Consider the following 18,922-nt stretch of genomic DNA (forward strand, 5'->3'; position numbering starts at 1 on the left):
CATGGCGGCTTGGGGACGGAGGCGTCCGCTCAGGCGGGGCGCCGGCGATGGAAGGATACCGGCGCCTCGATGGGGCTGCCCGGTGGCGGGCTGCGCAGCACTTGCGGCTTGATCTTGCCGATCACGTGCATCTCGCAGGGTTTGCAGTCGAAGCGCAGGGTCAGGCGTTCCTTGCCGTTGATCAGGGTCATCGGTTCGGCACGTACCTGGCCTTGCACGCCGGTCACCCCCTTGGCCTGTTTCGGACACAGGTTGAAAGCGAAGCGCAGGCAGTGCTTGGTGATCATCAGGCTGGCCTCGCCGGCCTCCTCGTGCGCCTCGTAGGCCGAGGCCATGAGGCTTACGCCATGGCGCGCGTAGAAGCGGCGCGCGGCTTCGTTGTAGACATTGGCGAGGTAACTCAACGATTCCTCCGGATAGACTGCCGGCGGCGTGGCGGGTTCAAATCGTGGCGGCCTGCCCAGTGCCGCCGCGCGGGCCACTTCCAGCGCCTCGATGGCATCCCGGCGCAGCGCGTTGAGCTGTGAGGCCGGCAGGAACCAGGGCTGCTGCCAGTCGATGCCGATCGTGCGTGCGGTGAAGATCGTGGCGCCCAGCTTGGAGAGATGCTCGTGCAGGCTGGCCGCGCTTTTCTCCGGATGCTGTGCGGGCTGTTTGTCGCAGGTGAGTCGGGCCGTGGCTTCGGCGCCGGATTCATCCATCACGCGCAGCGCGAAGCCATCGGTGGTTTCGCCGAAGTGCAGGTCCAGCGCGATGCGGCGTTCGGCGGAAGGCTTCTGCAAGACCTGCTCGCAGGCATGGTCGCGATTGCGCGAGATCACGCAGCCGGGCGCGAGACCGGGCAGTTCGGCGATCTTCTGATGAGGCATGACGCGCCACAGGCCTTGGCCCATGTCCTGCACCCGGTCGGCCTGCGCGCCCTGCAGGCGGCGCTTGAAAAGCCAGGAGAGACCATCGCCGTTGGCGAGCGCTTCGCCCGATTCCAGTTCGAACCAGTCCACGCCCAGTCGCGTCACCACCCCCAGGCGCTGGCCCTCGTGGCTGGGCGCATCGAAGGCGCCGATGTCCGCCTTGCGGCCCTGCACGAAATAGTCCGTGCTGCTGCGGTTGAAGGTCTTGTCGGGATCAGGGCGGAAGGCAAACGTGCTGCTGCCGTGCGAGGACTTCGCCAGTTCCGGGCGCTCCGTCAGGATCTCGTCGAGCAATTGGCGGTAATGGGCGGTGATGTTCTTCACGTAACCCATGTCCTTGTAGCGGCCTTCGATCTTGAAGCTCTGCACGCCGGCATCGACCAGCGCGCGCAGGTTGGCGCTCTGGTTGTTATCCTTCATCGACAGCAGGTGCTTGTCGTAAGCCACCACGCGGCCCTGCGCGTCGGCCAGTGTGTAGGGCAGGCGGCAGGCCTGCGAGCAGTCACCGCGATTGGCACTGCGCCCGGTGTGTGCGTGGCTGATGTAGCACTGCCCCGAGAAGGCCACGCACAGTGCACCATGGATGAAGAACTCCAGCGGCACGGCCGGATTCACGGCGGCGCGGATCGCGGTGATGTCGTCCAGCGTCAGCTCGCGCGCCAGCACCAGTTGCGAGAAACCGGCTGCGCCGAGGAAGCGGGTTTTCTTCACGCTGCGGATGTCGCACTGCGTGGACGCATGCAGCGCGATGGGTGGCAGGTCAATCTCCAGCAAGCCCATGTCCTGCACGATCAGCGCATCGACGCCGGCGTCGTACAGCTCGTGCACCAGCCGGCGCGCGGGCGCGAGTTCCGTATCGTGCAGGATGGTGTTCAAAGTTACAAAAATGCGCGCACCGAAACGGTGGGCGAAGCCCACCAGGTCCGCGATTTCGCTGACCGGATTGTCGGCCGCGGCGCGGGCGCCAAAAGAGGGGCCGCCGATGTAGACAGCATCGGCGCCATGAAGGATGGCTTCACGTCCGATGGCCGTCGTCTTGGCGGGCGCAAGGAGTTCGAGATGGTGGCGCGGCAGGCTCATGTGTATGGGCGGGGCTGGGGGGCGCTGCGGAGTGTACAGCGAAGCCCCCGGATCATTGTGGATCAGGCTGTGTCGACACCGCTTTGGCTGTGGCTTTGCGGGGTTTCCCTCAAGTCTGTGTGTGCTCTGCGCCAAGGAACAGCCGCCGGGGCGACGACCGGAGACGAATTTACGGGCCTTCGCGCGGCTGGCACCCAAATTGCTGAGTGAAGGGTGAAACCTAGCGGGAGTCCTTTCATGGCCCGGGCGATCACGATCAATGACACCACCTTGCGCGACGGCGAACAGACCGCGGGCGTGGCCTTCAATCTGGAAGAGAAGCTTGCCATCGCACGTGGCCTGGACGCCATCGGCGTGCGCGAGCTGGAGATCGGCATCCCCGTCATGGGCGAGGCCGAGCGCGACGGCATCCGCGCCGTGGCTTCCCTGGGCCTGCGTGCGCGGCTGATGGTCTGGGCACGCCTGAGCCAGCATGACGTGGCCGCCTGTGCCGGCCTGGGTGCGCATCTGGTGGACATCTCGGCGCCGGCCTCCGATCAGCACATCGCCGGCAAGCTGCAGCGCAGCCACGTGTGGCTGCTGGCGCAGGTGCACACTCAGGTGCAGCGTGCGCGCGATCTCGGCCTGGAAGTCTGCGTGGGGCTGGAGGACGCCTCCCGCGCGCGCCCCGAATTCCTCGCGCAGGTGGCGGAAGTCGCCCAGCGCGCCGGTGCGCGCCGGCTGCGCTTCGCCGACACCCTGGGCATTCTCGACCCCTTTGCCACGAAGCGTGCCATCCGCGCGCTACGCCGTGCCACCGATCTGGAGATCGAGATGCACGCGCACGACGATCTCGGCATGGCCACCGCCAACTCCCTGGCGGCCGTGCGGGCGGGGGCGACGCATGTGAATACGACGGTCAATGGCCTGGGGGAGCGTGCCGGCAACGCAGCGCTGGAAGAGGTGGTGCTGGGGTTGCAGCAATGCTACGGGCTGAAGACTGGCGTGGCACTGGAGCAACTGGGGCCGGTGGCCGAGCTGGTGGCGCAAGCTTCGGGTCGGCCGATTCCGGTACAGAAAAGCGTGATCGGCGCCAACGTGTTCACTCACGAGGCGGGCATCCATGTCGATGGCCTGCTCAAGGATCCCGTCAACTACCAGGGCTTCGACCCCGCCATCGTCGGCCGCAGCCACCGTGTGGTGCTGGGCAAGCACTCGGGCACGCGTGCAGTGAAATCCGTGTTCGCCGCGCTGGGGCGCCAGATCGGCGACGAGGAAGCCGGCCATCTGCTGGGCATGGTGCGGCACTTCGTGGCGCGCGAGAAGCGCAGCCCGGACGAATCCGAACTGATGCTGCTGGCTTCCGGCCTGCGGCAGGCCTGCCAGTCGCCCTACTGAAACGAGAAAGCGAGCGGAAAATGAGCCACGAGACCCCGGACAGCGATTTCATCGACGACATGGCCGATCTGGTCAGCGCCGAGGATTTTCTCGACTACTTCGGCGTCGAGTACGACGCCCGCGTGGTGCAGGTCAACCGTCTGCACATCCTGCAGCGCTTCCACAATTATCTGCAGGGCGCCGGCGGCGAGCCGGACCGCGAAACCTGGCGCGCGCTGCTGGTCCGCGCCTACGAGGACTTCGTGCATTCCGATGCGCAGACCGAAGCCGTGTTCCGCGTCTTCCAGCGTGCGCAGGGCATCGCCAAGGTTTCCATCTCATCCATCGGCAGGAAACCCTCATCATGCTGAGAACCAAATGGCAGATCGGCGACAGCCTGCGCGTGACGCGCAACGTGCGCGATGACGGCACCTTCCCCGGCGCGTTCCGGGGCGATCTGCTGGTGCGGCGCGGGCGTGTGGGCCACGTGGTCGACATCGGCACCTTCCTGTTCGACCAGATCATCTATTCGCTGCACTTCATCGAGGAAGACCGCGTGGTGGCCTGCCGCGAGGAAGAGCTGATCGGGCTGGACGAGCCCTGGGCCGAATCCCGTTTCGAGACCCGTGAGCGCGTGCTCAGCGCGCGTGCCCTCTCCATCGATGGCGAGGTGCGCGTTCCAGTGGGCGCCACGGGCGAAATCCTCAAGGTGCTGCGCGACGTGCCCGGCGGCGTTGCCTATCACGTGCATTTCGAATGCCTGCCGGGGCGCCCGTTGATCGTGCGGGAGACCGCACTGGATGAAGTTGCTGAAAAAGAAGCCCGGATCGAGAACACCCATGCCTGAAGTCGCCCGCCCGCTCGCAGTCGAGCCATCTCCCTACCATCTCATCAAGCACGCCCAGGCCTTGTTCGGAGCGGCTCCCGCAGCACTGAGCGCCGAGCAGCGCCAGCAGGTGCAGGCGCAGGCGTGCCGTGCCGGCGAGATCGAGCGGCGCATCCTCGCCAGCCCCCCGGCCGCCCAGGTCGTGGTGGCACGGGAAACGGTGGATGCCGCGGTCGCGGAGATCGCCGCGCGTTTTCCCGGAGAAGACGAATTTCATCACGACCTCGAAGCCAACGGGCTGACCCTGGGGACGCCCTGCGCGAGGAACTCGCGCGCGAGCAGCGCGTGGAAGCCGTGCTGGATGCCGTCGGTTCGCGCGTACCCGCCGTCAGCGCGCGCGATGTCGAAATCTTCTACCTGCTGCACCGCGAGCGTTTCCAGAGCCCCGAGCTGCGTACCCTGCGCCACATCCTCATCACCATCAACGAGGATCTCTCCAGCAACACCCGCGAGGCCGCATTCCGGCGCATCACCCAGATCCATGCCCTGTTGCAGCGCCATCCCGAGCGTTTTGCCGAACAGGCCCTGCAACATTCGGAATGTCCCACCTCCATGCAGGGCGGCCTGCTGGGCCAGCTGCCGGCCGGCAAGCTCTTCCCCTCGCTGGACGTCGTGGCGGCCACCCTGCGCTCGGGCGAACTCTCCGGTCCGGTGGAGTCCCCGATGGGCTTCCACCTGCTGCGCTGCGAAAACCGCCGCCCGGCCAGCATGCTGCCACTGGCCTCCGTGCGTACGCGCATTGCCGAGCAGATCCTGGCCGTGCGCAGCGAAAACGCCCGCCGTCGCTGGATACGCAGCCTGCTGGCTCAGTAAGGTTCGCCGCTGTTGGCTGCGTTTTCAACGCACCCTGCGTATCTTCCAGTGACCGTCTTCGATGATCAGATCCACCTGCAAGCGGTGCAGGGTTGCGGCGGAATTTCCCAGCGTTACCCGGAGTGTTGCCGTCTGTCCCTGCATGCGCACGGAGGACGTTGCGATATTTCCTAGCCATTCATCCAGGTAGTCCTGTGCGCGGATGAAATAGTCGCTGTCCAGACCATCGGGGTCGTGCATGCGACGATGGATCTCGGCCACCAGCGCCCGCGTGACAAAGGCTTCGAGCATCCGCGGCTCATCCTGGATTGGATCGCGGTTTTGCGTCAGTGCTTGCAGATACCAGTCATAGAAACGGATGGTGACGGCCTCCGGCACCTTGCCGGGCGCGCCGTCTGCTGCCTGACTGTTTGTGCAGACGAACAGGCCGGCCATGCACAGCAGCGCGATGGGGAGGAAGCGGGCTGGAGAAAAAAGGAATGGTCGGGTGGACATGGCGTGATCAGGCCGGATAGCGATAGCAATGTACTTCCGGCTGCAGGCGCCGATAGGATGCCCCAGGGTAGTAGCCGTGCTGTTGCCGGAAATCGGAAACCCAGGCGAGGCCATTGAACATGGCCATATGACCATGAGGATGTCCCGGAATGGGCTGAATGATGACTACATCCCCGGCTTTTGGCAGGATGACGTGTTGCTGTATGAAGCCGGCGGCAACAAGGCTTAGTCCGTAGTCCTTGGCAGACAGACGTCGTTGCAGCCTAAGCCCGCCGGCTTCGATGGCTTTCCGGACAAATTCCGCACATCTTCCCAGGCTGTGGGGGCTGGCATTCGAGTCAAGATGGCTGATGGCTTTTTCCTTGTCCCACATGGATTCTTCCCGAAGTTGTTTTGCCAAGCCTGTTTTTTCTCTTCACTTATGGCAAGTTGTGTATGACAAGGGGTTTGCGCGGAGGGCTGGCTGGCAGCATTCCTGTCGTAAGTCCCTTGTGCCGACGAGACAATCAGCGGTGCTCTGACTGGATGCCGAACAATGCCTCGCAGACCTTGCCGGCCTTGGCTACGGCGGCTTCCGGCACAAAGATGAAGAATCGCCACAGGCCGGCGTAGCGATCCTGCAGTGCCTGGATTTCGCCGTGCGCTTCGTCGTCCGGGTGGTTCAGGTGCATGAGTCCGCGGCTGTTCTCGATGGGCACGGCGGCTTCCTTCATCACCGTGAGGGCCGGGCAGTAGAGCACCACGTCCTCGAACGGCAATCCGAGTGCATGGGCGATCTCGCGTTCGGCGGCGGCGCGGTTGCTGCGCGAGGCGTGATGGCGCGCGACCCATTCCGTCCGCAGCGTTGCGGGAACGCTGCGCGAGGAAACGACGTAGGCGCGCTTGAGCAGCGCGCGCCGTTGCACGCGTTGCGCCAGTGCTTCGGCCTGCGGCAGGCCGCAGGTCTGCAGGCGTTCCAGCAGCGTCCAGTCGTTGAGCGAGAGAAAGTCTTCCTCGCGCAGCAGGCCGTGATCCAGCGCGAGTTCCACCGCCTTGGAGATCATCGCGCCAGCAACGACCTTGGTGTGGTGGTAATAGACGCGTTCGGTGAGGAAATAGCGCAGGCGCAGCACGCGGATGATTTCCGAGCGCGCGTCCGGCCGATCCATGCCGTGCTTGACCAGGCGTATGACGAGGCGATCGTCGTGCACCGCGAAGGCGCGGAAGATGCGATCGTCGTAATCGTGCGAGAGGCCGGCAAAGAAGCTGTCGCGGCGCAGATAGTCGAGCAGGTCGGCATCGATGGCGCCGGAGACGATGTCCCGCATCCAGTGTGGAGACGTCAGCGGCGCGGCATCGAGCAGGCCTGCGACGGTTTCTTTCAGCCCCTGCGCTGCCAGCGCGTGGCCGAGTTCGCCCGCGAGGATGCGGGACAGGCGTGAGCCCTTGTCGTGGCGAGGAAACAGGCGCCGCTCGTCCTCCAGCGTGTGGCCGAAGGGAATGTGTGTCACGTCGTGCAGCAGCGCTGCCGCGCCGATGGCGGCTTCTTCCTCCGCCGAGATCGGCTGACCCGCGCGACGCAAGCCTTCGACGATGCGGTGTGCCACGGCGCACACGCCGATCGAATGATCGAAACGCGTGTGCAGCGCGCCGGGATATACCAGATAGGCCGTGCCGAGCTGTTTGATGCCGCGCAGGCGCTGCATCACGGGCAGGTCGAGCAGGGTGGTTTCCAGCGGGCTCAGTTCGATGTCGCCGTGGATGGGGTCGCGCAGGAGCATGGTGTGCGTCACCTTTTTATTCAGAGGCTGATTGTCGGGGTTTTCATAGGGGCGCCCTCTCCCCCGGCCCCTCTCCCCTGAAGGGAGAGGGGAGCCAGAAGCCGAGAGAGGGTCTGAAAGCCCCTCCCCCGTTCGGGGGGAGGGGTTGGGGAGAGGGCATCTCTGTCATCCTTTTCCTTCGACGCGTTCGTGCAGGAGTGCCCAGAGCCGCTCCAGCACCGCTTCACGCTGTTGCACCCATTCGTGGTTCCAGACCCGGAATACGCGGTAGCCCTCGGCCTGCAGCCAGGCGTCGCGGCGGGCGTCATAGGCGTGGGCTTCCGTATGCTGGCCGCCGTCCAGCTCCACGATGAGCCGGGCGTGCAGGCAGGTGAAGTCCGCGATGTAGGGGCCGATCACTTGCTGGCGACGGAACTTGAAGCCGGCAAAACGATGCGCCCGGATCGCCTGCCAGAAGCTCTGCTCGAAGGGCGTGGCCGTTGCGCGCAGCGTGCGGGCGCGATCGCGCATGGATTCGTCGATCATCCGGTGATGCTCCTTTGTTGTGATGCAAGGTTTGTGGGCTGGGAAAGACACCCTCTCCCCCGGCCCCTCTCCCCTGAAGGGAGAGGGGAGTCCAAAGCCCCCCGTCCGGGGGGAGGGGGAGAGGGCTGGAGTCACTCAGAGGATGCGATGCGCGCGTGCCAGTTCGACGAAGGCGTGCACGTAGTCGATGTCGGCGTCCGCTTCGCGGATGCCCAGGAAGATCTGCTTGGGAACGCCTTGCTGGCCCAGGCGCACGGCGGCGATGTCCAGCTTCTGCGCGTACTCTTCCACCAGCCAGCGGGGCAGTGCGGCCACGCCACGGCCGCTGGCGACCATCTGCAGCATGATGTCGGTGGTCTCGATCGGTTTGTGGCGCTTCGGTGCGATGCCGGCGGGGGTGAGGAACTGGGTGTAGATGTCCAGCCGGTCGATGGCGACCGGATAGGTGATCAGGACTTCGCCGGAGAGCTGCCGGGGCTCGGCCCAGGGCGCGTCGCGCAAGGGGTGTTGCGGCCCCACTACCAGCACCTGTTCGTAATCGAACACCGGCTCGAAATGCAGGCCGCTGCGATACAGGGGATCGGGCGTCACCAGCATGTCGATCTCGTAGCCGAACAGCGCGCCGATGCCGCCGAACTGGAATTTCTGCTTCACGTCCACATCCACGTCCAGCCACGCGGCGAGATAGGGCGAGACGATCTTCAGCAGCCACTGGTAACACGGATGGCATTCCATGCCGATGCGCAGCGTGCCGCGCTCGCCCTGGGCGAACTGCTGGATGCGCTCTTCGGCCAGCGCAAGCTGCGGCAGGAGGCGGTTGGCCACCGCGAGCAGGTATTCGCCGGCCTGCGTGGGGCGCAGGCTGCGCCCCTCCCGATACCAGACGGGTACGCCGAGCTGATCCTCGAGCTTGCGCACCGCGTGGCTCAGCGCGGATTGCGTGAGATGCAGCGTTTCAGCCGCTGCGGTGAGCGAGCCCTGTCGGTCGACCTCCCGCATGATGGCCAGGTGGATGCGTTCAAGGATTGGCATGAGAACATGTTTTGTGTGAATGAATTTCATTGAATCATAAGATAAAACTATTTTTATTCATGAATCGATGATTTTACGATCCTGCCATTCCCCACCACATCTGGCAACGATCATGGCAATCACACACAACCTGGGTTTCCCCCGCATCGGCGCGAAACGGGAACTGAAGTTCGCGCTGGAGTCGTACTGGAAAGGGCAGTCTTCGCGTGAGGCACTGCAGGCGCTGGGCGCTGCACTGCGTCAGCGGCACTGGCAGGATCAGGCCGCGCTGGATCTCGCGCCGGTCGGCGACTTCGCGTTCTACGATCAGGTGCTGGACATGAGTTTCACGCTGGGCAACCTGCCCGAGCGCGTGCAGGGTTTTCACGGCGATGCGCTGGACAACTATTTCCGCGTCGCCCGGGGGCGCTCCGCGCAGTCCGCCGAGGTGCACGCGGATTGCTGCGGTGGCGTCGCGGCGGGCGAGATGACCAAGTGGTTCGACACCAACTACCACTACATCGTCCCCGAATTCACCGCCGCCACCGGGTTCAGTCTGGATGCCTCGCGCCTGCTGGCGCAACTGGCCGAAGCGCGCGCCACGGGCGTGAAGGCCAAGCCGGTGATCATCGGCCCGGTGACCTATCTGGCGCTGGGCAAGGCCAAGGATGGCTCCGACAAGCTGGCATTGCTGCCCCGCCTGCTGCCGGCCTATGCGGCCCTGTTGAACGCGCTGGCCGACCAGGGCGTGGAGTGGGTGCAGATCGACGAGCCCATTCTGGTCACCGAGCTGGACGCCGACTGGAAGCATGCCTTCAGCACGGCCTACCATCAGCTCAAGAGTTGCCGCGTGAAGCTGCTGCTCGCCACCTACTTCGGCCAGTTGCGCGAGAACCTGGAATGGGCCGTGAAGTTGCCCACGGCCGGCTTCCATCTGGATGCCGTGAATGCGCAGGATGAAGTGCTGCCCGCGCTGAACCATCTGGCCAGCCACAAGGTGCTGTCGCTGGGCGTGATCAACGGCCGCAACATCTGGAAGACCGATCTGGACGCCGTGCTGAGCTGGCTGCAGCCCGTGGCCGAGCGGCTGGGCGAACGCCTGTGGGTCGCGCCTTCCTGCTCGCTGCTGCACGTGCCGGTGGATCTGGCGAGCGAAGAGCGGCTGGATGGCGAGATCAGATCCTGGCTGGCGTTCGCCCGGCAGAAACTGGATGAGCTGACGGTGCTCGCCACCGCCTTGAATCAGGGGCGCGAAGCCGTGGCGGCCGAGCTGGAGGCCAACCGGGCAGCCTGCGCCTCGCGCCGCGACTCGCCCCGGGTGCACAACCCGGCAGTGAAGGCCGCACTGGCGGGAATCGACGCGCGGCTTGGCCAGCGCAAGCGCCCCTATGCCGAGCGCGCCGCCAGGCAGGCCGCGTTGCTGAAGCTGCCGCAGTTTCCGACCACCACCATCGGCTCCTTCCCGCAGACGGCCGAGATCCGCCAGGCGCGCAGCCAGTTCAAGGCCGGCGAGATCGACGAGGCGGGCTACAGGGCAGCCATGCAGGCGGAAATTGCCCGCAGCGTGCGCGAGCAGGAAGCGCTGGGGTTGGACGTCCTCGTGCATGGCGAGGCCGAGCGCAACGACATGGTCGAGTATTTCGGCGAGCAGCTCGAAGGCTACGCCTTCAGCCAGTTCGGCTGGGTGCAGGCCTACGGTTCGCGCTGCGTGAAGCCGCCCATCCTGTTCGGTGACATCAGCCGCCCGCGCGCGATGACGGTCGAATGGATCCGGTACGCACAGTCGCTCACGAGCAAGCCGATGAAGGGCATGCTCACCGGCCCGGTCACGATCCTCAACTGGTCCTTCGTGCGCGACGATCAGCCGCGCTACTTCACCTGCTACCAGCTCGCCCTGGCCTTGCGCGAGGAAGTGCTGGACCTCGAGCGCGCCGGCGTGCGGGTGATCCAGATCGACGAGGCTGCGCTGCGTGAAGGCCTGCCGTTGCGCCGTACGCAATGGCCGACCTATCTGGAGTGGGCGGTGGAATCCTTCCGCATCACCGCCAACGGCGTGGCCGACGAAACGCAGATCCACACCCACATGTGCTACTCGGAGTTCAACGACATCATCGCCTCGATCGCTGACATGGATGCCGATGTGATCACCATCGAAACCTCGCGTTCTGACATGGAGCTGCTCGACGCCTTCGAGCACTTCAACTATCCGAACGAGATCGGCCCGGGCGTGTATGACATCCACTCGCCCAACATCCCGAGCGAGGCGCACATCGTGCAGCTCATGCAGAAGGCCGCCGAGCGCATTCCGGCCGGGCGTCTGTGGGTGAATCCCGACTGCGGCCTGAAGACGCGGCAATGGAGCGAAGTGATTCCAGCGTTGACCCACATGGTGGCCGCGGCGAAGACCCTGCGCGCCACGCTCGCCTGACTCTGCGCCATTTCCCGTTCCACCCGTCCCGGCCTTGTGCCGGGGCATCCGTTCGAGAGGTTCCCGATGTTTGAACGCAACCGCCACACCGTCGAGCAGATCGATCCCGAGATCTTCGCCGCCATCCGGCAGGAGGATCGGCGCCAGGAAGAGCATATCGAGCTGATCGCCTCCGAGAACTACACCTCGCCGGCCGTGATGGCCGTGCAGGGCTCGCAGCTCACCAACAAGTACGCCGAAGGCTACCCCGGCAAGCGCTATTACGGCGGCTGCGAGCATGTCGACGTCGTCGAGCAACTGGCCATCGACCGCGTGAAGGAACTCTTCGGCGCCGAGGCCGCCAACGTGCAGCCCAACTCCGGCTCGCAGGCCAACCAGGGCGTGTTCTTCGCCACGCTCGAACCGGGCGACACCATCATGGGCATGAACCTCGCCGAAGGCGGCCACCTCACACACGGCATAGCGCTCAACATGAGCGGCAAATGGTTCAAGGTGGTGAGCTACGGCCTCGACGCGCAGGAAGATATCGATTACGCCGCGCTCGAAGCGAAGGCGCGCGAACACCGGCCGAAGCTCATCATCGCCGGCGCCTCGGCCTTCGCCCTGCGCATCGACTTTGAACGCATCGCGCGTCTGGCGAAGGAGATCGGCGCGTACTTCATGGTCGACATGGCGCATTACGCCGGCCTCATTGCGGCGGGCGTCTATCCCAATCCGGTGCCGCACGCCGACTTCGTCACCACCACCACGCACAAGAGCCTGCGCGGTCCGCGCGGTGGCGTGATCCTCATGAAGGCCGAGCACGAGAAGGCCATCAACTCGGCGATCTTTCCCGGCATCCAGGGCGGCCCGTTAATGCACGTGATTGCCGGCAAGGCCGTGGCCTTCAAGGAGGCGATGACGCCCGATTTCCGGCGCTATCAGCAGCAAGTGGTGAAGAATGCCGCCGCGCTGGCGGAAACGCTGATCGCACGTGGCCTGCGTATCGTCTCCGGCCGTACGGAAAGCCACGTCATGCTGGTCGACCTGCGTCCCAAAGGCCTCACCGGCAAGGAGGCGGAACGCCTGCTGGGCCTCGCGCACATCACGGTCAACAAGAACGCCATCCCGAACGATCCCGAAAAGCCCTTCGTGACCGCCGGCATCCGCCTTGGCACGCCCGCCATGACGACACGCGGCTTTGGCGAAGAAGAAGCCCGCGCGGTTGGCCACCTGATCGCGGACGTGCTGGATAATCCTGCCGACGAAGGCCGCATTGCCGAAGTTCGCGCCCGCGTGCAGGTGCTCACCCGGCGTTTTCCGGTCTATCTTTGAGTGCTTGGCAGTGATGATTGGGGCCTTTTGCCCTCTCCCCTTGAGGGAGAGGGTGGCCCGCAGGGCCGGGAGAGGGGGTCGTTCAATCCGTGCTCTTTTTGGTCGATCGGGGCTGTACCGTCACCCTCATCCGGCCCGAAGGCCACCTTCTCCCCTCAAGGGAGAAGGAATGGTTGCGGCGTGCTTGCTAGACTCCTCGGGGGCCGGAGCCATTTCCGGTCGCGATACCTGCCTTTTCCCTCTCCCCCTGAGGGAGAGGGTGGCCCGCAGGGCCGGGAGAGGGGGTTGTGCAATCCGTGCGCTTCTTTGTTGATCGGGCCTGTATCGTCGTCACCCTCGTCCGGTCTGGCGGCCGCCTTCTCTTCACAAGGGCGAAGGAACTGCCGTGATCGGCAGGGCCTTGCATCTTTTATCTGGGAGCATCCGATTTGGAATTCCTCAATCGGCGGATCCATATCCGCGAATTCAGTCTGCCCGTTTCCATCGGCTTCTACGAAGCGGAAAAGCTGCGCCCCCAGCGCGTGCTGATCGATGTCGATCTGCTCCTCGCGCCTTTGCGCGGAGCGATGCCCGACGATGTGCGCGCCACCGTGAACTACGATCTGATCCATCAGGCGATTCCGCCGCTGGTCGCCGGCCGCCACTTCGACCTGCAGGAAACCCTGTGTCACGAGATCCTGAGCCTGTGCGCCGGCCTGAAGGGCGTCACGGGCGCGCGCGTCTGGGTGCGCAAGCCCGATATCTATGCGGACTGCGAGAGCGCGGGCTATTCGGCAGAGATCGTCGTGCCGGATGCTGTCTAGCCATCTTGTCCTTCCCCCTGCATGGCAGGGGCGCGTACGCAGTTTGACGTATCCGGGGCCGGAACGCTTGCGCCCGCAGGCACTAGCCCTGCATGCTCCGCGCGCATGAACCCGCACGATACCGACCCCTCCCTGGCGCCAGCCGATGGCGATGCCGTGCAGCGCGTGGTCAAAGTGCGGCGCGACTACAACAGCTGGGTCGCCAGCGAGAGCATCGAGGATTACGCGCTGCGCTACACGCCGCAGCGTTTCCGCCAGCGCTCGCCCTGGCAGGTCGCCAATACCGCCTTCGGTGCGGCCGCCTTCCTCATCCTGGAGGCCGTGGGCGCCGCGTTGCTGGTGAGCCACGGTTTCACCAACGCCGCGCTGGCGATCCTCGCTACCGGCGTGATCATCTTCCTGTGCGGCACGCCGATCAGCCTGTATGCCGCCCGCCACGGGCTGGACATGGACCTGCTCACGCGCGGCGCCGGTTTCGGCTACATCGGCTCCACCATCACCTCGCTGATCTACGCCTGCTTCACCTTCATCTTCTTCGCGCTCGAAGCGGCGGTGATGGCCTATGCGCTGGAGCTGGCCTTCGACATCCCGCCAGCCTGGGGCTATCTGCTCTGCGCGCTGGTGGTGATCCCGCTGGTGACGCACGGCATCACCACCATCAGCCGGCTGCAGGCGATCACCCAGCCGGTGTGGCTGATCCTGCTGGCGCTGCCCTTCATCTTCGTGCTGTGGCAGAACCCCGGCGTGCTCGGCGATCTGGCCGCCTATGCCGGGGCCGACGGGCAGGCTGGCGGCTTCGACCTCAAGCGCTTCGGCGCCGCGCTCGCGGTGGGCATCGCGCTGATCACGCAGATGGGCGAACAGGCGGATTACCTGCGCTTCATGCCGGTGCGCACCGAGGCCAACCGGCGCAGCTGGCTGCCGGCCGTGCTGTTGGGCGGGCCGGGATGGGTGGTGATGGGCGTGGCAAAGATGCTCGGCGGCTGCCTGCTGGCCTATCTGGCGATCAGCCACGCGGTGCCGGTGGATCGCGCGGTCGATCCGAACCAGATGTACCTGATCGGCTTCGAGGCGGTGTTCGCGCATCCGGGCGTGGCGGTGGCCGTGACGGCGCTGTTCGTCATCATTTCCCAGCTCAAGATCAACGTTACCAACGCCTATGCGGGCTCGCTGGCGTGGAGCAACTTCTTCGCCCGCCTCACCCACAGCCATCCCGGGCGTGTGGTGTGGATGCTGTTCAACATCGCCATCGCCCTGATGCTCATGGAGCTGAACGTGTTCCAGGCGCTGGAGGCCGTGCTGGGGCTGTATTCCAACATCGCCATCGCCTGGCTGGTGGCGGTGGTGGCGGATCTGGTGATCAACAAGCCGCTGGGCCTGTCGCCACCGGGCATCGAATTCCGCCGCGCCTATCTCTATGACGTGAATCCGGTGGGGGTTGGCGCCATGCTGATCGCCTCCACGCTTTCCGTGCTGGCCTATCTGGGCGTTTTCGGTGCGCTGGCTCAGGCCTGTACCACCTTCATCGCCATCGGCACGGCGCTGGTCGCCGCGCCGCTGATCGCCTGGGCCACGCGCGGGCGTTTCTATCTGGCACGTCCGGCCGAGTCCTGCGGCAGCCGATGCGGCATCACCGCGGGCGCACCGCCCCGCGTGCAGCGCTGCGTGGTCTGCGAGCGAGAGTATGAAAGCGAGGACATGGCGCATTGCCCGGCCTACCAGGGCACGATCTGCTCGCTGTGCTGCTCGCTGGATGCGCGCTGCCACGATCTGTGCAAGCCCGACGCACGCCTGGGCATGCAGTGGCAGGCACTGCTGCGCAAATGGCTGCCGCGCGCGGCATGGCCTTACATCGACAGCGGCCTGAGCCATTACCTGCTGCTGATGGGCGCCGTGATCGCCGGGCTGACCACGCTGCTCGGCGTGATCTACGCGCAGCAGAGCCAGCATCTGCCGGATCCGGCCCTGCTGCCGGCGTTGCGCACCGGCTTTTTCCAGCTCTACTGCATGTTGCTGCTGGTGGCCGGCATCATGGCCTGGTGGCTGGTACTCACGCACAAGAGCCGGCAGGTGGCGCAGGAGGAATCCAACCGCCAGACGCATCTGCTGATGCGCGAGATCGCCTCCCACCAGCGCACCGACCAGGCGCTGCAGCAGGCCAAGCAGGCAGCCGATGCCGCCAATCAGGCGAAGAGCCGCTACATCACCACGGTGAGCCACGAACTGCGCACGCCGCTGAACTCCATCCTCGGCTACGCGCAGATCCTCGATGGCGACCCCACCATCCCGGCGCATCGCCAGCAGGCCGTCAGCGTGATCCGGCGCAGCGGCGACCACCTGCTGTCGCTGATCGAAGGCACGCTGGACATCGCCCGCATCGAAAGCGGCAAGCTCACGCTGGACATCCGTGCCATCGACTTCGCCGGTCTGCTCGATCAGTTGGTGCACATGTTCGCGCTGCAGGCGCACAACAAGGGTATCGGTTTCGAATTCAGCTGCCAGGGTGAGCGGCCGCTGGCGGTGCGCGCCGACGAGAAGCGGCTGCGCCAGATCCTCATCAACCTGCTCGGCAACGCGGTGAAATTCACGCGGCGCGGCGGAGTGCAATTCCGCCTGCGCTACGCGCGCGACATGGCCACCTTCGAGATCGAGGACAGCGGCCCCGGCATCTCGGCCGCCGAGCTGGAGCGCGTCTTCGAACCCTTTTCGCGCGGCGAGGCTGCCAGTGCGGGCAGCAGTGGCGGCACCGGGCTGGGGCTGACCATCGCGCGCATGCTGGCCGACCTGATGGGCGGCGAGCTCACCGTGCGCAGCACACCGGGGCAGGGCAGCTGCTTCACGCTGCGTCTGTTCCTGCCCCAGGTGGCTGCCGCGCAGGCCAGCCAGGCGCTGCCACAGCGCCGCTACAGCGGCTATCGCGGCGCGCGCCGGCGCATCCTGGTGGTCGACAACGAAGCCGTGGATCGCGAACTGCTGGTCAGCGCCCTGGCGCCGCTGGGCTTTGTGCTCGATCAGGCCGCCTCCGGGCTCGAATGTCTGGAAGTGCTGCCGCGCTTTGCGCCGGATCTGGTGTTCATGGATCTGGCCATGCCCGGCATCGATGGCTGGGAGACCATCCGCCGTATCCGTGCCGGGGGTGCGAATGCCGGCCTGCCGATCGCCATCATCTCCGCCAATGCCTTCGACAAGGGGCTGGATAACGATGTCGGCATTCCCTCGGAGGATTTCTTCCTCAAGCCCGTGCGCCTGCCCGAGCTGCTGGACTGGATCGGCCGCCGCCTGAAGCTCGAATGGCTGGAGGAAGCTCCGGCGATACATCTGGCGCCATCGTCCGTACCGGCGGGTCTGCCGCCACGCTCGCAGCTCGAAGCACTCGCGCGCCAGCTCGGTCTGGGGTACGTTCGCGGCGTGCAGGCGGCGCTGGATGCCATCGCCGCCGACGCCACCCATGCCGATTACGTCGCGCCGCTGCGCGAACAGCTCGCCCGCTTCGAACTGGATGCGCTGCAGGAACGCGTGAAAAGGGATCTGGATGCAAGCGCTTGACCTCGACCGCAGCCGTACCGAGATCATCCTGATCGTCGACGATGTGCCCGAGAACCTCTCGGTGCTGCACGACGCACTGGATGAATCCGGCTTCACGGTGCTGGTTGCCATCAACGGCGAGTCGGCGCTCGCGCGTGCTCGCCAGAGCCTGCCGGACATCATCCTGCTCGACGCCATGATGCCCGGCATGGACGGCTTCGAGGTGGCACGCCGGCTCAAGGCCGATTTCTCCACGCGCCACATCCCCATCATCTTCATGACCGGCCTCACCGAGACCGAGCACGTCGTCGCCGCCTTCGCCGCTGGCGGCACCGACTACGTGATCAAGCCGGTGCGTACCGGCGAGGTGATCGCGCGCGTGCATACGCATCTGGCCAGTGCGCGTGAGATGAAACAGGCGCGCAGCGCCCTGGATGCCTTCGGCCAGGCCACGCTGGCGGTGCGCCCCGAGAGTGGCCGCATCACCTGGCAGACGCCGCTGGCGCGCCGCCTGATCGCCGATTATTTCTCCGGGGAATCCCGTGCAGAACATGCGCCGGCCACCGTGATGCACTGGCTGGACCAGGTGCTGACCACCACGCGCGGGCTGCCGCCGCAGGCTCCGATGTCGCTGAACATCGTCCATGACGCACGCCGCCTCAGCTTCACGCTGCACGAGCAGACCGCCGATGGCGAATGGCTGATCGTGCTGCGCGAGGAGAACGACGCCGCGCAGATCGAAGCCCTGCTGGCCGCCTTTCCGCTCACGCGCAAGGAAGCCGAGGTGCTCTACTGGGTCACGCGGGGCAAGACCAGCCCGGATATCGGCGAAATCCTCGGCTCCAGCCCGCGCACGGTGAACAAGCACCTGGAGCACGTCTACGAAAAGCTCGGCGTGGAAAACCGGACCGCCGCCGCCAAGCTGGCGCTGGAGCGGCTGCGCGGCTGAGCCGCCTGCGGACGCTCGGAATCCAGACCCATGGTGCGCGTGGCGCACCCTACCGCCAAAATCCGTGCCGATCGCGTAGGGTGCGCACCGCGCACCTCAACCGGACACGCCCTGTCCGCGCCCGGAAACTTTTGTTCCAGGGCATGGGCAGCAAGGGCTGGCGCGCTATCCTCCTGCGCTTGCTGTCCATCGCCATCAATTCCGTGAACATCTTCTGGATGCTGCTTTCGTGCTTCATGTTCGCCACCATGGGGGCCTGCGTGAAGCTTGTCGCGCCGTTTTTCAATGCCGGGCAGACCGTGCTGACCCGGGGCCTCATCCCCGTGGTGCTGATCGGCGGCTGGATGCTGTGGCAGGGCGCCAGCCTGCGCACGCCGCACTGGCGCAGCCACCTTGCGCGCTCGGCGGCGGGGGCGACCTCCATGATCATGTTCTTCGCTGCGATCTCGTTGCTGCCGCTGGCCGCCGCGGTCACGCTCAACAACACCTCGGCACTGATCATGGCGGGCCTGTTCGCCTTCCGCCAGCGTCCGCCGGCTTATCTCGTCTTTGGTCTGGTGCTGGGGCTGGTGGGCGTGGCGATGCTGCTGCAGCCTTCGTTCTCCTCCAGTCAATGGGTGGGCGTGCTGCTCGGGGTCTGCTCGGCCTTCCTTTCCAGCGTGGCCCTGCTCAACCTGCGCGATCTCGCACGGGCCGGCGAGCCGGAATGGCGCACGGTGCTGATCCTTTCCATGATGATGAGCACGCTCTCCTTCCCCGTGTCTCTGAGCATGCCCTCGAACGCCGCGGCGGCCGGTCTGAATGAATGGAGCCTGTTGCTTGCCGTGGGGATTTGCGGCGGTGTGGGGCAGCTCTCGCTCACACGCGCCTACCGCTATGGCCGCACCCTGGTGACCGCCAGCCTTGGCTACGCCACGGTGGTGTTCTCCAGCCTCTACGGGGTGTTCGTCTGGGGCGAACACCTGTCGCCCGCCGCCTGGGCCGGCATTGTCGCCATCGTGATCGCAGGCCTGATCACGACCTGGCAGCCGCAGAGAAAGAAATAGGGCGCAACCCGGCCTGGACC

General features: G+C 65.7%; 16 protein-coding genes. 10 read left to right on the forward strand and 6 right to left on the reverse strand.

Features of this window, described 5'->3' with window-relative positions; translation table 11 throughout:
• Positions 1–29: 29 nt before the first annotated feature.
• A complete protein-coding gene (locus BGI27_RS03855) occupies positions 30–1,991 on the reverse strand; it encodes a peptidase U32 family protein (RefSeq protein ID WP_095523587.1) in 1,962 nt (653 codons plus the stop codon).
• A 237-nt stretch (positions 1,992–2,228) separates the two neighbouring features.
• Between BGI27_RS03855 and nifV the strand changes: the two genes are divergently transcribed.
• From nifV to nifM, 4 genes are all read left to right on the forward strand, one after another.
• Positions 2,229–3,368 (forward strand): homocitrate synthase, encoded by a 1,140-nt coding sequence (gene nifV, locus BGI27_RS03860; RefSeq protein ID WP_095523588.1) that lies wholly within the window; start codon positions 2,229–2,231, stop codon positions 3,366–3,368.
• 20 nt (positions 3,369–3,388) lie between these two features.
• On the forward strand, positions 3,389–3,718 hold the full coding sequence (gene nifW, locus BGI27_RS03865) for a nitrogenase-stabilizing/protective protein NifW (RefSeq protein ID WP_095523589.1): 330 nt from the start codon (positions 3,389–3,391) through the stop codon (positions 3,716–3,718).
• Positions 3,712–4,194, forward strand: a complete 483-nt coding sequence (locus BGI27_RS03870; RefSeq protein ID WP_223871587.1) for a nitrogen fixation protein NifZ — start codon at positions 3,712–3,714, stop codon at positions 4,192–4,194. Before nifW ends, BGI27_RS03870 begins: the two co-directional genes overlap by 7 nt.
• Before the next feature lie 123 nt (positions 4,195–4,317).
• The gene (gene nifM, locus BGI27_RS03875) at positions 4,318–5,046 is read left to right on the forward strand and encodes a nitrogen fixation protein NifM (protein WP_223871588.1); all 729 of its coding nucleotides are present in this window, start codon (positions 4,318–4,320) and stop codon (positions 5,044–5,046) included.
• Between the two features lie 24 nt (positions 5,047–5,070).
• On the opposite strand, the gene BGI27_RS03880 is transcribed toward nifM, so the two are convergent.
• The 5 genes from BGI27_RS03880 to BGI27_RS03900 all read right to left on the reverse strand — a co-directional run bounded on the left by BGI27_RS03880 (position 5,071) and on the right by BGI27_RS03900 (position 8,858).
• Positions 5,071–5,541, reverse strand: coding sequence for a DUF3828 domain-containing protein (locus BGI27_RS03880; RefSeq protein ID WP_170942904.1), 471 nt, complete (start codon positions 5,539–5,541; stop codon positions 5,071–5,073).
• 7 nt (positions 5,542–5,548) lie between these two features.
• On the reverse strand, positions 5,549–5,941 hold the full coding sequence (locus BGI27_RS03885; RefSeq protein WP_223871589.1) for a hypothetical protein: 393 nt from the start codon (positions 5,939–5,941) through the stop codon (positions 5,549–5,551).
• Between the two features lie 106 nt (positions 5,942–6,047).
• Positions 6,048–7,301, reverse strand: a complete 1,254-nt coding sequence (locus BGI27_RS03890) for an HD domain-containing protein (RefSeq protein ID WP_095530329.1) — start codon at positions 7,299–7,301, stop codon at positions 6,048–6,050.
• A 165-nt stretch (positions 7,302–7,466) separates the two neighbouring features.
• Entirely contained in the window at positions 7,467–7,826 is a 360-nt protein-coding gene (locus BGI27_RS03895) for an endonuclease domain-containing protein (RefSeq protein WP_223871590.1), read from the reverse strand.
• Positions 7,827–7,961: 135 nt separating this feature from the next.
• Positions 7,962–8,858 carry a LysR family transcriptional regulator gene (locus BGI27_RS03900; protein WP_095523638.1) on the reverse strand — a complete coding sequence of 299 codons (897 nt, stop codon included), beginning with the start codon at positions 8,856–8,858 and terminating at the stop codon, positions 7,962–7,964.
• 112 nt (positions 8,859–8,970) lie between these two features.
• On the opposite strand from BGI27_RS03900, the gene metE reads away from it, so the two are divergent.
• The 6 genes from metE (at position 8,971) to BGI27_RS03930 (ending at position 18,902) form a co-directional block, all read left to right on the forward strand.
• Complete coding sequence (gene metE / locus BGI27_RS03905) at positions 8,971–11,265, forward strand: 5-methyltetrahydropteroyltriglutamate--homocysteine S-methyltransferase (protein WP_095523594.1); 2,295 nt, start codon at positions 8,971–8,973, stop codon at positions 11,263–11,265.
• A 66-nt stretch (positions 11,266–11,331) separates the two neighbouring features.
• The gene (gene glyA, locus BGI27_RS03910; protein ID WP_095523595.1) at positions 11,332–12,579 is read left to right on the forward strand and encodes a serine hydroxymethyltransferase; all 1,248 of its coding nucleotides are present in this window, start codon (positions 11,332–11,334) and stop codon (positions 12,577–12,579) included.
• A 428-nt stretch (positions 12,580–13,007) separates the two neighbouring features.
• Positions 13,008–13,382: a dihydroneopterin aldolase gene (locus BGI27_RS03915; RefSeq protein ID WP_170942903.1), complete on the forward strand. Its 375-nt coding sequence runs from the start codon at positions 13,008–13,010 to the stop codon at positions 13,380–13,382.
• 105 nt (positions 13,383–13,487) lie between these two features.
• A complete protein-coding gene (locus tag BGI27_RS03920; RefSeq protein WP_095523597.1) occupies positions 13,488–16,928 on the forward strand; it encodes a hybrid sensor histidine kinase/response regulator in 3,441 nt (1,146 codons plus the stop codon).
• On the forward strand, positions 16,915–17,856 hold the full coding sequence (locus BGI27_RS03925) for a response regulator transcription factor (protein WP_095523598.1): 942 nt from the start codon (positions 16,915–16,917) through the stop codon (positions 17,854–17,856). The genes BGI27_RS03920 and BGI27_RS03925 overlap by 14 nt, the downstream gene beginning before the upstream one ends.
• A gap of 143 nt (positions 17,857–17,999) precedes the next feature.
• A complete protein-coding gene (locus tag BGI27_RS03930; RefSeq protein WP_095523599.1) occupies positions 18,000–18,902 on the forward strand; it encodes a DMT family transporter in 903 nt (300 codons plus the stop codon).
• The last annotated feature ends 20 nt before the right edge of the window (positions 18,903–18,922 follow it).

The organism is Candidatus Dactylopiibacterium carminicum, assembly GCF_014736495.1.
In the GTDB taxonomy this organism is placed as follows: Bacteria; Pseudomonadota; Gammaproteobacteria; order Burkholderiales; family Rhodocyclaceae; genus Uliginosibacterium; species Uliginosibacterium carminicum.

What these genes read in the sequence shown, in the direction of transcription:
- BGI27_RS03880 (WP_170942904.1), bottom strand. Translation starts at nt 5,541, where the DNA reads ATGTCCACCCGACCATTCCTTTTTTCTCCAGCCCGCTTCCTCCCCATC.
- BGI27_RS03895 (WP_223871590.1), bottom strand. Translation starts at nt 7,826, where the DNA reads ATGATCGACGAATCCATGCGCGATCGCGCCCGCACGCTGCGCGCAACG.
- BGI27_RS03925 (WP_095523598.1), top strand. Translation starts at nt 16,915, where the DNA reads ATGCAAGCGCTTGACCTCGACCGCAGCCGTACCGAGATCATCCTGATC.
- BGI27_RS03930 (WP_095523599.1), top strand. Translation starts at nt 18,000, where the DNA reads ATGGGCAGCAAGGGCTGGCGCGCTATCCTCCTGCGCTTGCTGTCCATC.
- BGI27_RS03870 (WP_223871587.1), top strand. Translation starts at nt 3,712, where the DNA reads ATGCTGAGAACCAAATGGCAGATCGGCGACAGCCTGCGCGTGACGCGC.
- BGI27_RS03855 (WP_095523587.1), bottom strand. Translation starts at nt 1,991, where the DNA reads ATGAGCCTGCCGCGCCACCATCTCGAACTCCTTGCGCCCGCCAAGACG.
- BGI27_RS03890 (WP_095530329.1), bottom strand. Translation starts at nt 7,301, where the DNA reads ATGCTCCTGCGCGACCCCATCCACGGCGACATCGAACTGAGCCCGCTG.
- metE (WP_095523594.1), top strand. Translation starts at nt 8,971, where the DNA reads ATGGCAATCACACACAACCTGGGTTTCCCCCGCATCGGCGCGAAACGG.
- nifW (WP_095523589.1), top strand. Translation starts at nt 3,389, where the DNA reads ATGAGCCACGAGACCCCGGACAGCGATTTCATCGACGACATGGCCGAT.
- nifV (WP_095523588.1), top strand. Translation starts at nt 2,229, where the DNA reads ATGGCCCGGGCGATCACGATCAATGACACCACCTTGCGCGACGGCGAA.
- glyA (WP_095523595.1), top strand. Translation starts at nt 11,332, where the DNA reads ATGTTTGAACGCAACCGCCACACCGTCGAGCAGATCGATCCCGAGATC.
- BGI27_RS03900 (WP_095523638.1), bottom strand. Translation starts at nt 8,858, where the DNA reads ATGCCAATCCTTGAACGCATCCACCTGGCCATCATGCGGGAGGTCGAC.
- BGI27_RS03920 (WP_095523597.1), top strand. Translation starts at nt 13,488, where the DNA reads ATGAACCCGCACGATACCGACCCCTCCCTGGCGCCAGCCGATGGCGAT.